Source organism: Methanothrix harundinacea 6Ac, assembly GCF_000235565.1.
Taxonomy (GTDB): Archaea; Halobacteriota; Methanosarcinia; order Methanotrichales; family Methanotrichaceae; genus Methanocrinis; species Methanocrinis harundinaceus.
In genome coordinates, this window is the sequence record NC_017527.1 from 2,171,290 (window position 1) to 2,186,620 (window position 15,331).

The 15,331-nt window shown below is 61.0% G+C and carries 11 protein-coding genes; all 11 read right to left on the reverse strand.

Annotated elements, in window-relative coordinates:
* Positions 1-122: 122 nt before the first annotated feature.
* Positions 123-1,070: a glycosyltransferase family 2 protein gene (locus MHAR_RS10265; RefSeq protein ID WP_048144613.1), complete on the reverse strand. Its 948-nt coding sequence runs from the start codon at positions 1,068-1,070 to the stop codon at positions 123-125.
* Between the two features lie 2 nt (positions 1,071-1,072).
* Entirely contained in the window at positions 1,073-2,326 is a 1,254-nt protein-coding gene (locus MHAR_RS10270; protein ID WP_143763394.1) for a polysaccharide pyruvyl transferase family protein, read from the reverse strand.
* Positions 2,319-3,710 carry a Coenzyme F420 hydrogenase/dehydrogenase, beta subunit C-terminal domain gene (locus MHAR_RS10275; protein WP_014587547.1) on the reverse strand — a complete coding sequence of 464 codons (1,392 nt, stop codon included), beginning with the start codon at positions 3,708-3,710 and terminating at the stop codon, positions 2,319-2,321. Before MHAR_RS10275 ends, MHAR_RS10270 begins: the two co-directional genes overlap by 8 nt.
* Complete coding sequence (locus MHAR_RS10280) at positions 3,707-5,254, reverse strand: oligosaccharide flippase family protein (RefSeq protein ID WP_014587548.1); 1,548 nt, start codon at positions 5,252-5,254, stop codon at positions 3,707-3,709. Before MHAR_RS10280 ends, MHAR_RS10275 begins: the two co-directional genes overlap by 4 nt.
* A 32-nt stretch (positions 5,255-5,286) precedes the next feature.
* Positions 5,287-6,351 (reverse strand): glycosyltransferase family 4 protein, encoded by a 1,065-nt coding sequence (locus MHAR_RS10285; protein ID WP_014587549.1) that lies wholly within the window; start codon positions 6,349-6,351, stop codon positions 5,287-5,289.
* A 15-nt stretch (positions 6,352-6,366) separates the two neighbouring features.
* Complete coding sequence (locus tag MHAR_RS10290; RefSeq protein WP_081472328.1) at positions 6,367-7,314, reverse strand: glycosyltransferase; 948 nt, start codon at positions 7,312-7,314, stop codon at positions 6,367-6,369.
* A gap of 142 nt (positions 7,315-7,456) precedes the next feature.
* Positions 7,457-8,779 carry a TldD/PmbA family protein gene (locus MHAR_RS10295; RefSeq protein WP_014587551.1) on the reverse strand — a complete coding sequence of 441 codons (1,323 nt, stop codon included), beginning with the start codon at positions 8,777-8,779 and terminating at the stop codon, positions 7,457-7,459.
* Between the two features lie 176 nt (positions 8,780-8,955).
* On the reverse strand, positions 8,956-10,878 hold the full coding sequence (gene lonB, locus MHAR_RS10300; RefSeq protein WP_014587552.1) for an ATP-dependent protease LonB: 1,923 nt from the start codon (positions 10,876-10,878) through the stop codon (positions 8,956-8,958).
* 49 nt (positions 10,879-10,927) lie between these two features.
* Positions 10,928-13,090 carry a CDC48 family AAA ATPase gene (locus MHAR_RS10305; protein ID WP_014587553.1) on the reverse strand — a complete coding sequence of 721 codons (2,163 nt, stop codon included), beginning with the start codon at positions 13,088-13,090 and terminating at the stop codon, positions 10,928-10,930.
* Positions 13,091-13,112: 22 nt separating this feature from the next.
* Positions 13,113-13,805 (reverse strand): ArsR/SmtB family transcription factor, encoded by a 693-nt coding sequence (locus MHAR_RS10310; RefSeq protein ID WP_014587554.1) that lies wholly within the window; start codon positions 13,803-13,805, stop codon positions 13,113-13,115.
* A gap of 115 nt (positions 13,806-13,920) precedes the next feature.
* Entirely contained in the window at positions 13,921-15,234 is a 1,314-nt protein-coding gene (locus MHAR_RS10315) for a hemolysin family protein (protein WP_014587555.1), read from the reverse strand.
* Positions 15,235-15,331: the final 97 nt, after the last annotated feature.

Consider the following 15,331-nt stretch of genomic DNA (forward strand, 5'->3'; position numbering starts at 1 on the left):
ATTGACATTCCGTATTTTAGTCCCTTCTGATGGAGGTGAAAAAGATCATAATCCGTAGGATGAAGAGACGACACGTGGACATCCCCATGAGATTACAGGTTAGAAAATCTAAAGCTCAGCCTTCATCGCCAGATTTTCCGCGCCATCTTCTTTAAAAAAAGAAATATAGGAGGAGGGATTTTTGCCATTATAAGTGCTTTTATTTTTAATTTATGATTATATCTCGTTTTGCATTGTTTGAGTATAACCTCTGCATCATAAGATCTGCCAGCCGATATGTTCAGAAAAGCCCGATTGATCTCCTTCAGTGATATGTACTCGATCAGGGGTTCCAGGAGATCTGGTGGAACCATCCCTGCCTCTATGGCCTCTCGTGCCGTTTTGACGAAGGGCTCCTCGTGGTCTAAGGGGCTTCTCCTGTCGCACGCCCGATTTGAGGCATCGCAGTGATAGATCACCCCGGCCACCCAGCTGAAGGCGACGGGATACTTCAATGCTATCTTGCCGAAAAGGTCCGCATCCTCCCCCCACCAATATCCGATGGGGAAGCCCCCCACCTCTTCGAATATACTTTTGGGAACGGCCATCCCCGACGTGATCACCGGATTTTCCCCCAGAGCCGCCGATTTGAAGTAGTTCGGCATCAGGCCTTCCCAAGGCGGTTCCGGTATCTCTCTATATTCGGCCGAACGTACCTCTCCATCCATCGCCTGGACCCTATAGGCGGTGGCATACATCCCCGCCTCTGGATGCTTGCCTCTCAACCTGAGGATCGTCTCCAGATGCTCGGGCATCCATTCGTCGTCGGCATCGAGGAAGGCCACCAGATCCGCCTTCGATCTCTCTACCGCCTGATTTCTTGCAGTTGAGACCCCGGTCCCTTCCTGATAAAAGAGGCTGATCCGGGAGTCATCGAAAGACCGGACCACAGCAGGCCCCTCATCCGCGGAGCCCCCCTCAACTACGACGACCTCGAAGTCCTGAAAGGTCTGATTGAGGACAGAGCGGAGGGCGCGACCTATATGAGGACCCTTATTGTAGAGGGGGATCACCACGGAGATCTCGGGCATGATCAATCGTCCAAAATATTTCTCAGATATTTCCCCGCTCGCATCGCCCCCTCCTGTACCGAGGGTATAGTCGACCTGAGATAGCTCTGGATCTGGGAACGCTGGGATAGCATCGAGCTGATCTTCTCTGTGATCGTCTCCGGGGCCAGCATATCCGGACCCAGGCAATTATCGTCTTTGCCGAAGAGATCTCTATTGATCCCCCGGGCCTTGATGCTGTAGGCGAAGCTGAGGGTTGGCACCCCCGACGAGAGGGCGGCGACGGTGGCGTGGGTCCGAGCCCCTGCGAAGACCGCCATCTTGCCTATGATCCACTTCGTCTCCGCAGCGCTGTATCGGGGAGGTACGAGGGTTATCTTCTCACGTCCGTCCCGGATGCGAGCGACCGCCCGGCTCATGAACTCGTAATCGTTGGAGTCCGGGACCGTCACGTGGGGGATCATGTATACGCGCATCCCGGTCCTCGCGGCCACCCCAGCAACGATCGATGCTGCCAACTCGGTCCATCGATCGAGGTCCCCTCCGGTGACATAATTTGCCATCAGAGGGCTTAAATTTATCCCGATCGAATCCTCCTCGATCGAGATCTCATCCTCGATCCCGGCCGGCTTCTCCGGGTCCATCATGAAAGCAGGATCTGAGACGGGATAGACGTTTTCAACGACGCCGATCCCCCTAAGGTAATCTATAGTGACAGATTCTCTGGCGAAGATCCCTGTGACCTCCCGAAGGTGTCGGGCCATGTACCCTTCGTACTCGGGAATCTTATCGAAGGGGCCGACAGAAGCCCCCCAGAGGACGATGGGCCGCCTCTTTTCGATGGCGATGTCATCGAGATCGGTGAATAAGGTGGGGACCCCATAGTCGAGGGAGTAGTTATCTCCGCCGACGGAGAGGACAGCCGCCGCATCGTCGAGGTGAGGGATCATCTTTTGATATTCCAGGTACTTCAGCATCTCCGGGCGGAAGTATCGCTTGTGCACATACGACCAGGTATAAGGCCTCCAGAAGTTTCGGAGGGCCTGTTCTCTGCTCATTCTGCCGCGAGTTTGGAGATGGGTGATCGCCTCGTCCCTCTCCCCTGTCTGCTGTCTATTGAACTGCTCATCGGAGGAAAAACGGCTGATGCAGATGAAGCGGGGGCCTTTGAAGTGCTCCCGGAGGATCTTCACCGTCCCCCGAACGATCGCCTCACAACCGCGGTTCTCGTAAGGGGCGTTTCCGGCCAGAATAAATGACGGTCCCTCTTCATTCATGATGTTTCCCCCGAAAGTGCCCCCGAACATATATAACGGTTCTTATAGGCAGCGCCATGATCCGCGCCATCTTCCTTCCGCGAGAAAGCCGCTTCAGATCGGGGACCATAGCTTCCCTGAGGCGGCCTGCGTCCGGATCTTCGGATTCAGCCCAGAAGGCCCTGCTCGAGCGTCTCATCCTGTCCTTCAAGGCGATCTCGCGGCGGAGGGAGGGGCTTTTTTCTCTCGCGGGACAGACCCGTTTCCTCAGCACCACCCTCCCCATCTCTAGATCAAGATACAACCGATGCGCAAGGTGCCTCCGCTTAATTTCCACAACCGCCGCCTGACTCTGGATGACATCCTCCACTGGCACCGGTCCGGCCAATAGCCCTCCATCCCGGACGCCTCTCCGAATCAGATCCTCGATCAGAGGTGACCGGACGACCACCAGGTTCGTCCCCCGATAATCCTTTGAATAATCCGGAAGCCAGGCATCCATGAAGGTCACATCTGCACACTCGGCGAAGACGTCGTCACAATAGTTGCAGGCTCTGGGGGTGAACCACCGGTTCGTCCAGGCCTCTGCGATGCCGTCGTTCCAGAAGATTTTCCGCTCATCTCCAGCCGTGGAGGTGAAAGCATAGTGATAATTGGTCGCGGGCTGCTCTTGGCTCTTTCCTCGGTAGCGCACCCCCTTCACCTCCCCCACTAGACCAGCGAGGGAGGCGATGTACTCGGTGAAGGGGCGGCTCTTCAGCTGCCCGCAGACGAGGCCGACGGTGACGACAACCCGCGCACTCAGCTTTGGGTCCTTCTTCTGAGCCAACCGGATAGCCTTGATGTAGCAGGGTAGGCCAGTTACTGCATACCGACCAGGATTTTCGAGGATCTGCCTGATGGCCCCCGACATCTCCACCGGGCAGTAGGCGGAGCCAGCCCCTGCCCGAACCGCTGGCGGATCGTCGAAGACAGAGAAGGAGAAGAGCCTCTCGGGATCGCCGGTGGGGGCGACGCAGACGACATGGTCGACGATTCCCTCTGCCAGCAGCCTCTCAAGAAGCCAGGTCGCCATTCCCCCCGAGGCGCCGGCCGAACGGTGCTCATCTGCATGGCCGACGAAGGTGGCGAGGTGGTATCCGACCTCGGGTCGATGGCCGATCCACGGCACTGAGCCATATAGAGCCTCTCCGATCGTGCCCTCGTCCTCTTCATGATCTGCGAACGGGCATACCTTAAGGCAGAGGCCGCACCCTCTGGTGCACGGCTCAATTTCGAGGGGGTTGTATTCGCCGTACCGGTTCCATGTCATCTCAAGGGCCTCCTCGGGGCAGAGGGCGGCGCAGAGACCGCAGCCGATGCAGAGTTCATGATCGACAACTTCTGTAACTATGTTTTTTTTCATGCTGCAACTCTCCTGAGCTTTGAAGGTAGATAGCTCTCGAAGAGCCTCCGCTCGTACCCATTGAGACCCACCTTATAGACTAGAAGGAGGTAAGCAAGGGAGACGACCGTACCATATACGACCAGCATAGAGAGAGATGCAATATCGAAGAGGGTGTTAAGAGCACCAGCCGCGACTCCGACGAGGATCGTCGCAAAGATCCCGGAAAGGATCGAAGGGGTGAAGGTCTGGACATCAACCCCGAGCACCTTTGTCGCATACCAGGGGGTGAAGAAGCCGTTCTTCAGGGTTAGGACGATCGCCCCCGCCGCCGCCACCCCATAATACCCCCAGCCGGTCAGAAGCGGCAGGGCGACGGCGAGGGTGATGTTAACGACCCCCATCAACATAGTTACAACTCCCGGCACACGAACCTGGTTATAAGCCACGTTTATCGAGAAGAGGGGTAAAACCGCCAGATTTAACGATAAATGAAAGGTCAGGAGGAGAATGAGAGGAGCGAGGACCGCAAACTGCGGACCGACCCAGACGGTGAGGATTTGTGGGGCAAAACCACATACAAGTCCGATCGGAAGGGCCATGGCAAGCCCCATCAGCTTGACCGCGCTCTTGGTTATAAGAATCAGAGTATCCGTCTGACCACGGGCGTAGAAGGAAAGAATAGTCGGCACCAGAACGCCTGAAAGGATTCCGGCGACAGCTTGGAGGAGGAGGACCAACTGGAGAGGGATGGCATATAGCCCCGCAGAAGTCGCTCCGAAGAGGAGATTAACTACTATGAGAGCTGCTGAATGAAAGAGAAGAGTCCCGATCTGGTTGACTACCACCCACCACCCCATCCCGCAGAGATCCCTCACCCTGACGTGGTCGAAGTATTGGATCGAGACCCTGAGGTGCGGACATACCCGCCGGGCAAGGATGAATGATACCACGGAAGCGGCAGCAGCCCCCGATAGGTACGCACCGCCGACGAGGGCGAGGCTCGGACCACAAAGGGTGAAGAGGAGGAGGATCAGCCCCGTTTGGACCAGGAGGCTGGCGAGGTTGACGAGGTTCTGGAGGTCGAGGCGATTGAAGGCGAAGAGCTGGACCGTGAAGTTCCCGTTCCAGGAGCTGAGAAGAAACGCGGCAGATACACCGAGAAAGAGGATTACAGCTCCATTCTCTTCCCCGGCGGGAACGTCGAAGATGGTCGGAACGAACCAGGCTACAACTAAGACCACCGGGACCATCAGGAGGACGAGGGCCGAGAGGCCGAAGAAGGCGGTGTTGAAGGTCCGGTTGGCGAGGGCATAGTCCCCCCGCTGGAGGTCGACGGTGAGGAACCGGGTGACTACTGTGTTCAGGGACTGGACGAAGATGGCCACATACCCGGTGATGGAGGCGGCGAGCGGTATAAGCCCGTATGCCGCAACCCCGAGGGTGGATATGAAGTAGGGGACGAGGAGGACGCCGATCCCGACGCTGAACAGGAAATATGCTATGTTGGCCAGGAGATTTCTTGGTAGCTGGGCGGCGAGGATCTGGTTTTTCTCATCGGGCATGTCTATATTTATCTCCAGGAGGGGGCATGTATTTATGGCAAGTTTTTATATATATCCTCTATATTCTCTGCTATCCGTCTCCAGTCATAGCTCTCCAGGTCGCCTTCAACTTCCCGTCTGATGGAGATCCTCATGGAATGGGCCAGCTCTTCTGGAGAGATATCTTCTGGCCGGACCGCCAAAACCCCCCCGAACCTCTCCGCAAACTCACCGAGCCCCCCGGCGGAGTTGACGACGGCTGGAGCCGCAGCCGCCAGAGCCTCCAGGACCGTCATCCCGAAGGCCTCAACGGAGGAGAGGTTTACGAAGAGGTCGCAGCTCTTCATCCACCTGTACTTATCCTCCTCTGAGACGAATCCCAGGAGCTTAACCCTATCGGTCAGGTTCAGCCGCTCCGCCATCCTCTTCAGGTCGTTCTGATAAATTCCTGTCCCGCCTATGAAGAACCGGAAATCCTCCGGGAGGTGCTCCATCGCCTCCACGACCCGGTCGACGTTCTTGTACCTATCGAGCCTCCCGATGTAGAGGATCAGCCTCCCCTCCACCTCGAAGGGCTCCGCCCTTTTTATATCATCCAGATTTATGCCGTTGGGGATCACCTCGATCTTCTCCTCAAACCCGAAGTCCCTCGCGACCAGCCTCCTCTCATAGTGAGAGACGCAGATGATCCGATCCGCCCCCTCGAAGATTCTCGAGCCGAGTCTCCTGTAGGGGCGATTTAGGATGTTCCGGAGGGGGGTGCTTCCTACGCCGTGGTAGTGAGGGGTGAAGACGAGCTTCTCTCTATTGCAGGCCAGGGCCGCAAGTAAGGCGGGAAAAGCGTGGTAGTTGTGAGCGTGGACGACGTCAAAGCCGCCCTTTTTTAAGTACGAACGGATCTGGGGCGCGACGAAGTACGCATCGCCCGGCGAGAACGACCGGAAGCGGGTCACCTTTACGCCTTTGATCACCTCCCTTCGGGGAAGGCCCCCGACGAGGTCGGCGGAGATCACCTCCACCTCGTGTTTTCGAGCGAGCCTCTCTGCTATCTCCTGGACGTGCCTCTCCACCCCCCCGACGTTGGGGGAGTAGCGGTGGCAGACTTGAGCGATCCTCACCCTTCGACCCCCTCTTCAGCCCCTGATATTCGCGTCCGGCTCCCAAAAGACCGTCGCCCTCTTCGAGAGGAGCCGCCCCATCCCCCGGAGGAGGAACTGCTCCGTCTCCAGGAGGGTTCCGCCCCGGACCCCGAGCTTCATCATGGGCAGGAGGAGGGGCGAGAGGAGGAGGGGGAGGATCACTATAGCCGTGAAGTTGAAGGGAAATACGAGAAGGCCGTAGAGGCCGTACTTCGGGTTGAGAAAGAGGGTCTTGTTCCGCCACATCAGCCGGACGAGGCCGGAGGCCCTCCTCGTCTTCTGCTCCTCCCTCCCCTCTTCGGAGGTCTTCTCGTAGAAGATCACCTCCGGATTGAGGATCGACCGATACCCCTGCCGTCTTATCTTGAGGGAGAGCTCGCTATCATCGGCGAGGGAGTCTTCGTCGATCTTCTGAAGCAGGGGCCTCCTGAAGGCGGTGAAGGGGCCGTGGGCGATGATGGTGGAGTCGATCCTCGACTCCAGGAGCTGGATCTTCATATTCAGGCCTCGGTAGATCTCCTCGGACCTGGAGCCCATCGGGACAGCCCTGCCGGTGACGCAGCCGATCCGATCCTCCTCGAAGGATGAGACGGCGGACTTGAGAGCGTCCCTGTCAAGCATGGCGTCGCAGTCGGTCTTGACGACTATATCTCCGGTCGCCATCGAGTAGCCCTTGTTCAGGCTATAGGGCAGGCCACGCCGCTCCTCCTCGTGATCGAGGATCAGCCGGATCTCCCCTCGACCTCCCAAGCGCTCCTCGACGATATTGGGGGTCCTGTCGTCGGAGCAGTCGACGACGATCAATTCCATATCTTTTTTTGGATAATTAAGATCTAAAGTATTTTCCAGCTTCTTTAGGATCGTCTTCTCTTCGTTGTAAGTCGGAATTACTATAGAGATCTTCAACGCTTCAAGCCTCCGCCACCTAGAACTCACCGCCATGCCTGGCGGGGACGTCCGCTTTATGGCCGATCGAAAGCGGCGTCTCGCCAGAGAGGCGCTCTACAGGTTCCTCTCCATCAAATAAAACTCCCTGACATATATGATGATCGCGGGATCTGGTCAAGACACCCCACTCCACGGCCTATCCCGAACCCCCCACCGCCGCCTCCTCGATGAGGAGGTGGGGCGAGCCGTCGCTGACGGGGACGAGCTGACCCGATTTGCCGCACCTTCCGCTGTTGAAGGAGAGGTCGTCCCCAACCGCTTTCACCCTCTCCAGGATCTCGAGGATGTGGCCTGAAAGGGATACGTCCCGAAGGAGGGTCGTCACCTCCCCTCCGGAGACGAGGTAGCCCCGCTTGGCGTTGAACTGGAAGACCCCTTCGGCGGTGGAGACCTGGCCGCCCCGGCTCCCCAAGAGGTAGACCCCATCCTTCATCTCCTCCAGGATCTCCGGGAGGCTCCAGCCGTCCCTCCCCGGAGGGATGTAGGTGTTGGACATCCTCACCACGGGCCTCGAGTTTCCTTGAGCCCTGGCATTCCGAGGGACCCCCCCCAGGCGGGCTGCCGTCTCCCGGGTGTGGAGGTAGGAGGTGAGGACGCCGTCTTCCACCAGAACCGTCTCGCCGGATCCGCTCCCCTCGTCATCGAAGGGGTAGAACCCGTAGAGGGGAAGGCTAGGATCGTCCTTGACGGTCACCAGCTCCGAGCCGATCCGCTCCCCGATCTTCCCCTCCAGGATCGATCCGCCCTCGAGGACGATGTCCGCCTCGGCGGCGTGGCCCACCGCCTCGTGGACGAAGACGCCGCCGAGCTCCTGGTCGACGACGACGGGATAGACCCCGCCCCGGGGGGCCTTCGCGTCGAGGAGGGCCACAGCCGTCTCCCCCGCCCGCCGGGCGAGGCCCACCGCATCGACATCCTCGAAGAGCTCGAGGCCGCAAGATCCTGCCCTGCTCTCCATCCCCGCCTGGTACAGCCCCGCGCGGCTCGCCACGGCGGTGACGTAGAAGCCGACCCTCGTCGCCTCCGCCTCCAGGTCCCGGCCGTCGGAACTGGCATAATTCGTCTTCACCAGCACCTCGTTGTAGACCGCCTGGGTGCTAGATACCCCCGAGACCTTCGCTGCCGCCTCGATCTCCCGGAGGAGATCGACCTTCTCCTCAAGAGATAGGCTCGCTGGATCCTTCTTTACTGGAACCTTGCCGCTCTTTCCGGGGATGGAGGGCGCGAGGTCCAGATTCTCGTCTCCGGCGATCCTCCGGGCCGCTCGCCTCGCCCTCTCCAGATCCCCCGAAAGGTCGTCGAGGGACTCGGTCTGGACGAATCCCCAGGACCCGCCCGCGAGGGCCCTGATGGCCGCCCCCTCAAAGAAGCTCTCCGAGATCTCGTCCAGCTCCCCGTTGTCGAGGACTACCCTGGTGGCTTTGCCCCTTATCACCCGCTGATCGTGAAACTCGCCCATCTGATCTCCATCTCCAGCCCTTCTCGACGGCAGGAGGGCGTTGGTACGACTTAACCCTGTCTATGATCCGGGGAAGAAACTGCCTCGCGGGATCTGACCAATAAAAAGAGGAGGCTCCGAGGGATGCCGAAGGGAGCATCTCCATCCAGCCCCGGAGAACTCTTCGCCGCCGATCATCAGAGGCCTTTGCTCGGGGTCGGGATCGTCTCGGGGAGGACGATCCCCAGCTTCTTCTCCGCGGCGAACTTCTTCAGCTTCTCCAAAAGCTTCGGCTTTTGGCCCGAGAAGCTGTACTCGAAGACCTCGCTGATGGAGGTGACGGGGATGATCTTGATCCTGTCCCTGAAGGTCTCGTCGATGAGGACGTCCCCCTCGTTGGACTTGGGGATGAGGACGGTGGTGATCCCCGCCTGGGCTGCGGCCTCGATCTTCTGGGTGACGCCGCCGACGGGTAAAACATCTCCCCTCACCGACAAAGACCCCGTCATCGCTATGTTCTGCTTGATGGGGACGCTCTCAAGAGCCGATATCACCGCGGTCGCTATCGATATGGAGGCGCTGTCCCCCTCGACCCCCTCGTAGGTCCCGATGAACTGGATGTGGACGTCTTTGTTGGTGATGTCCTCCCCGAGGAACTTCTTTATCAGGGCCGAGACGTTCTGGACCGCCTCTTTTGCGATCTCCTGGAGCCTCCCCGTGGCGATCACCTTCCCCTCCTCCTTCGACTGGGCCGGGGTCACCTCCGCCATGATTGGGAGCACGATCCCGGAGTCGCCGACGACGGCGAGGCCGTTCACCCTCCCGATCTCGGCTCCGGAGTTCTTGAACATCGAGTAGTCCTTCCTCCTCTCCAGGTACATGTCGGCGAGCTGCTGCTCGACGGACCGGGCCATCTTCTTCGCCTCCAGGACGTGCCTCATCTCAGTGAGGGCCGCCCCCTCGGAACGGGCGACGTCCCCGGCGACCCGGATGAGGCCGCCGAGGTCCCGGAGGAGGAGGGTGAGGTGGCCCTTCCTCCCGGCCCTCCTCTTCGCCTCCCGGACGATCTCGGCGACGGCGTCCCTGGTGAAGTGGGGGATCTTCCCGTCCCGGTTCACCTCCTGGGCGACGAACCGGACGAGCTTCTCCCGGTTCTCGAGGGTGTCGTCCATGGTGTCCCTCATGTAGACCTCGTAGCCGTACCCCTTGATCCGGGACCGCAAGGCAGGGTGCATCCCCGCCATGGCGTCGAGGTTCCCTGCAGCGATCATGACGAAGTCGCAAGGGACGGGGTCGGTCCTGACGAGGGCCCCGGAGGAACGCTCGCTCTGGCCGGTGATGGGGTACTCCCCCTCCTGGAGGGAGGTGAGGAGGCTCTGCTGGGACTCAAGCCGGAGGGTGTTCACCTCGTCGATGAAGAGGACCCCCTTGTGGGCCCGGTGGATGGCGCCAGACTCGACCCTCTCGTGGCTCGGGGTCTCGAGGCCCCCGGACTGGAAGGGGTCGTGCCGGACGTCGCCGAGGAGGGATCCGGCGTGGGCTCCCGTGGCGTCGACGTAAGGTGCCTTCTTCTGTTTGCTGTTGTCCACCAGAAGCTTCGGCACCATCGAGTCGTCCTTGGGGATGAGGTACCTCATGGTGAGGAATATCAGGGCGGCGGCGATGATCCCGAAGAGGAGCTGGCCCATGTAGTAGGCGTAAACGAGGAGGCCCATCATGATCAGCATGAAGAACATGTTCCTGGTCTGGGTCTTCTTCCGCGCCTCCATCTTGTGGGCGTCGACTATCTGTCTCCCCCTCCCCGCCGGCACCACCCGGATCTTGGGGTTGTTGTTCTCCTCGGGGTTGTTGTAGACCAGAACGTCCTGGAGGTCCTCCACGGGGAGGAGCTCGCTCATCGCCCTTCCGAGCATCGATTTGCCCGTGCCCGGGGAGCCGATCAGCATCACGTGGCGGCGCTGGTGAGCCGCCTTCCTGATCACCTCCACCGCCTCGTCCTGGCCGATCACCTGGTCGATCAGGCTCTCGGGGACCTTGACGGTGCTGGTGTCCTCGAACTCGGTGCTGCCCAACAGATCCTTCTTCTCATCGTCCAACAAAATATCGGTCCTCTCGACCATAGGTAAACCTTCTAGCCTAAATAACTGATGCTGAGACGTCAATTCGCTTCTACACCTCGAAATCCTTCATCAGCCTCTGGTAATCCGCCGCCATCTCCGGAGTCAGGTGGGGCTTCGCCCTCTCGAAGGCCTCCCGGAAGTGCCGCCCTTCCACCTGGACCCCCTGGAGGATCAGCTCCTCTCGCCTCATCCCGGGGAGGATCTTCTCCCTCAAGGCGGTCATCCCCGCCTCCCGGCAGAGGGTCTCGATGTCCGCCCCCGTCCACCCCTCCGTCACCTCCGCGAGGCGGGAGGCGGAGACGTCCCCGGCCAGGGGCATCCCTGAGAGGTGTATCTCGAATATCCGCTCCCGGGCCACCCGGTCGGGGATAGGGATCCTGATCAATCGGTCGAACCTTCCCGGGCGGAGGAGGGAGGGGTCCAAGAGGTCCGGCCGGTTGGTGGCGGCGAGGACGACGACGTCCTTCAGCTCGACGACGCCGTCGAGCTCCGTCAGAAACTGGCTCACCACCCTCTCGGTGGCGTGGGAGTCGAGCCCCGAGCCCCTGGCGGGGACGACGGCGTCGACCTCGTCGAAGAATATGAGGGATGGAGCCGCTTGCTTCGCCTTCCGGAAGACCTCCCTCACCGCCCGCTCCGACTCTCCGACCCACTTGGAGAGGAGCTCGGGGCCCTTCACCGAGATGAAGTTCACCCCGCTCTCGGTGGCCACGGCCTTGGCTAGGAGGGTCTTGCCCGTCCCCGGCGGGCCGAAGAGGAGGACACCCCGGGGCGGCCTGATCCCGATCGAGTCGAAGGCCTCGGGGTACTTGAGGGGCCACTCCACCGCCTCCACCAGATCCTCCTTCGCCCGGTCCAGGCCGCCGACCTCGTACCAGTGGACCTCCGCCACCTCCACAAAGACCTCCCTCATGGCGGAGGGCTCGATCATCTTCAGGGCGAACCTGAAGTCCTCCTCCGCCACCACCAGCTCCTCCAGGACCCGGAGGGGTATCGCCTCCTCCGCGTCGAGGTCGGGGATGAGCCCCTTCAAGGTGTGCATCGCCGCCTCCTTGCAGAGGGAGGCGAGGTCGGCTCCGACGAAGCCGTGGGTCCTCTCGGCGATCCCCTCCAGGTCCACGTCCTCCGATAGGGGCATCCCCCGGGTGTGGACGTAGAGGATCTCGAGCCTCCCGTTCTTGTCGGGGATCCCGATCTCCATCTCCCGATCGAACCTCCCCCCCCGCCGGATCGCCGGGTCGAGGGAGTTGGGCCGGTTGGTGGCGGCGATGACGATCACCTCGCCCCGGTAGGCGAGGCCGTCCATGAGGGAGAGGAGCTGGGCGACGACCCTCCGCTCCAGGTCCCCCGCCACCTCCTCCCGCTTCGGGGCTATTGAGTCGATCTCGTCGATGAAGACGATGGAGGGGGCGCTCCTCTCCGCCTCCTCGAAGATCTCCCGGAGCCTCTTCTCCGACTCGCCATAGAACTTGGAGGTGATCTCAGGGCCGCTGATGCTGATGAAGTTCGCCTCCGTCTCGCTCGCCACCGCCCGGGCGATGAGGGTCTTGCCCGTCCCCGGCGGGCCGAAGAGGAGGAGGCCCTGGGGAGGCCTGATCCCCAGCCGCTCGAAGATCTCGGGGTGGCGGAGGGGGAGCTCTATCATCTCCCGGACCATCCTGATCTCCTTTCCGAGGCCTCCGATGTCCTCGTAGGAGACGTCCCTCACCGCCATCTCCTCCAGGGTATCCTTCAGGATCTTGATCTCCGTCTCGGCAGCCACCACCACCGGCCCCTTCGGGGCGGTGCTCACCACGACGAAGCCGAGGGCTGACGAGATCATCTCGATCTTCAGCTGCTCCCCCTTCACGATCGGCCTCCCCAGAAGGGTTCGGAGGAGGTACTGGGGGCCTCCGACGAGCCTCGTCCTGCTGGTGGGGGCGAGGACGATCCTCTTCGCCGGCCTCGCTTCGCTCTTCCGGACGGTCACCCGGTCGTCTATCCCGACCCCGAGGTTGCTCCGAAGGTTCCCGTCTATCCTGATGACGTCCTTCGCCTCCTTCGGCGAGGCCTGCCAGGCGACGGCGTAGGCGGTCCTCCTCCCCTGGATCTCCACCACCGCGCCCCCTTCGACGCCGAGATCGCTGATCAGATCCTGGGCGAGCCTGGCGATCCCCCGGCCGACATCCCTGTGATAGGCCTCCGCCACCCTGAGAGTTGTGGTCATGGTCATGCTGATCGAGATCCGTTATCGGTCATATCGTCCACCGCTCGCCCCGCTTTTGAACCTTCCCCTGGGCCGCAAGCCCCCTCAGCCTCTCCTCGACGACGGCAGCGGGGATCCCCAGCCTTGCGGCCAGCGCCTCAGAGCCGGAGTCGCCTGAGAGGAGGGCGGTGAGGATCTCCGCCTCCATCTCGTCGGAGGCGGACTCGACGATGAGCCCCGTGGCAAGCCGCCTCGCCGCCATCTCCTCGGAGGCTATCTCCTCCAAAAGCCCCCGCAACCGGAGCCGCTCCTCCTCCAGCTCCCGGAGGCGCGAGCAGATCCCCTCCAGCTCATTAGGCCGGAGATCGCGCCTGCCCGATCCGGCCGGAGGCTCGGGGGCCGAAGGCGTCCGGTCCGGTATCCTATCGCCCCAGGCCTCCCTCCTCAGCGGCCTCCCGGGCGGCTGGGGGCGGTAGGTCCTGATCCCGTAGGAGTGGGGGGAGAAGGCCACCTCCAGGACGACGTTCTCGGCGATCCTGAAGTACTTCCGGCGCCGGTCGTCCCGGTAGCACTCGATGAGCCCCGCCCGCTCCAGCATCTCCAGGTGGTCTATCACCGCCTTCGGCCCGAGGTCGAGCCGCTTGGCCATCTCGTTGAAGTAGAAGGGGCGGCAGGAGAGGAGCTGGAGGATCCTTCTGCGGTTCTCGTTCCCCAGTATGTCCAGAATCTCTACGGGATCCAAAACGAAGCCTCAAAAGGTAATTTCCCGTTAGTAACTGCTGGTAATTATATAAACCTTTCGTCGATGGTCGATCTCAAGATATCCGATTCGGGGATGCCCATGGCGGAAAGAATATCTAACGGCGCCGCCCCCGATCGGGCCTCTTGAGGGGGGTTATAAGAAGCTTGTCGACGCGGTTGTAATCCATATCCATCACCTCAAAGCGGAGACCCCCCCAGTCGAAGTGGTCGCCGGAGTGGGGGATCCTCTCAAACTGCATGATGGCAAAGCCCCCGAGGGTCTGGTAGACCCCCGCGTCCTCCTCGGGCATCTTCTCGACGTCGAAGTTCTCCTTGAAGTCATCTATCGAGATCATGCCGTCCACCAGCCACGAGCCGTCCCCCCTCTGGATAATAGAGGGCTCCGTCAGCTCGTCGATGTGGGGGATGTCCCCGACTATCGCCTCCAGAAGGTCGGTGAGGGTGACGAGCCCCTCGACCCTGCCGAACTCGTCGACTACTATGGCGAGATGGATCCCCGTCTCCTTGAACCGCTCCAGGACCTTCAGCCCCCTCATGCTCTCGGGGACGAAGAGGGGTGGGAATAGCACCCCCTCGAACTGGACCTCTTCGACCCCTTCCGCCCTGAAGAGGAGGTCTTTGGCGTGGACTACCCCCATGACGTCGTCCAGATCGCCGTTGCAGACGGGAAAGAGGGTGTAAGCCCTCCCGGAGATCTTCTCCTTGATCATATCGGGGGTTTCCCTCGCGCCCAGCCAGACGATCTCCGACCTTGGGGTCATCAGGGTGGAAGCCTTCCGGTCTCCGAGCCTGAAGACCCGCTCCACCATCTCCTTCTCCGCCTTCTCGAAGACCCCGGCCCCGGCGCCGAGGTCGATCAAGATCTTTATCTCCTCCTCGGTGACGGGGGGGCCGTTATTCGGCTTTATACCCAGGGCCCTGATGACGACGTTCGTCGAACCGCTGAGGAGGAAGACGAGGGGGCTTGCGGCCCGGGAGAAGAGGCGGAGGGGAGAGGCCACAATGGAGGCGATCCTCTCCGGGTCGTTGAGGGCAGCCCTCTTGGGGACCAGCTCCCCCAGGATCAGCATCGTGTACGTTATGGCGATGACGACGATGCCGAAGCCGATGAAGGTGCTGTGAGGGGCGAGGGCCGGGACCGCCTCCAAACGGCCGGCTAGCTCCTTTGCCACCGTCGCCCCGCCGTAGGCTCCGGCGAGGGTCCCCACCAGGGTTATACCTATCTGGATCGTCGAGAGGAAGGCCGTCGGCTCCTCGGCGAGGTCGAGGGCCACCCCCGCCCCCCCGTCTCCCCCCTCCGCCAGCTCCTGGAGCCTCGACCTTCTGGAGGAGACGACGGCGATCTCGGCCATGGCGAAGAGGCCGTTGATGATTATCAGCAGGGTTAAGACGACGATCTCAAAGCTCATGAAAGGACGCTCTCCCGGAGTTCAGCCCCTCATGACTTTATATCTTCCGTTCTTGAAGAGGGAGGCGGGGATAAAATTGGAGAGGAGGTTCAGCCGT

Excerpts from the sequence above, each read along its gene's own strand:
- MHAR_RS10265 (WP_048144613.1), bottom strand. The coding sequence starts at position 1,070 with ATGCCCGAGATCTCCGTGGTGATCCCCCTCTACAATAAGGGTCCTCAT.
- MHAR_RS10270 (WP_143763394.1), bottom strand. The coding sequence starts at position 2,326 with ATGAATGAAGAGGGACCGTCATTTATTCTGGCCGGAAACGCCCCTTAC.
- MHAR_RS10275 (WP_014587547.1), bottom strand. The coding sequence starts at position 3,710 with ATGAAAAAAAACATAGTTACAGAAGTTGTCGATCATGAACTCTGCATC.
- MHAR_RS10280 (WP_014587548.1), bottom strand. The coding sequence starts at position 5,254 with ATGCCCGATGAGAAAAACCAGATCCTCGCCGCCCAGCTACCAAGAAAT.
- MHAR_RS10290 (WP_081472328.1), bottom strand. The coding sequence starts at position 7,314 with ATGGCGGTGAGTTCTAGGTGGCGGAGGCTTGAAGCGTTGAAGATCTCT.
- MHAR_RS10295 (WP_014587551.1), bottom strand. The coding sequence starts at position 8,779 with ATGGGCGAGTTTCACGATCAGCGGGTGATAAGGGGCAAAGCCACCAGG.
- lonB (WP_014587552.1), bottom strand. The coding sequence starts at position 10,878 with ATGGTCGAGAGGACCGATATTTTGTTGGACGATGAGAAGAAGGATCTG.
- MHAR_RS10305 (WP_014587553.1), bottom strand. The coding sequence starts at position 13,090 with ATGACCATGACCACAACTCTCAGGGTGGCGGAGGCCTATCACAGGGAT.
- MHAR_RS10315 (WP_014587555.1), bottom strand. The coding sequence starts at position 15,234 with ATGAGCTTTGAGATCGTCGTCTTAACCCTGCTGATAATCATCAACGGC.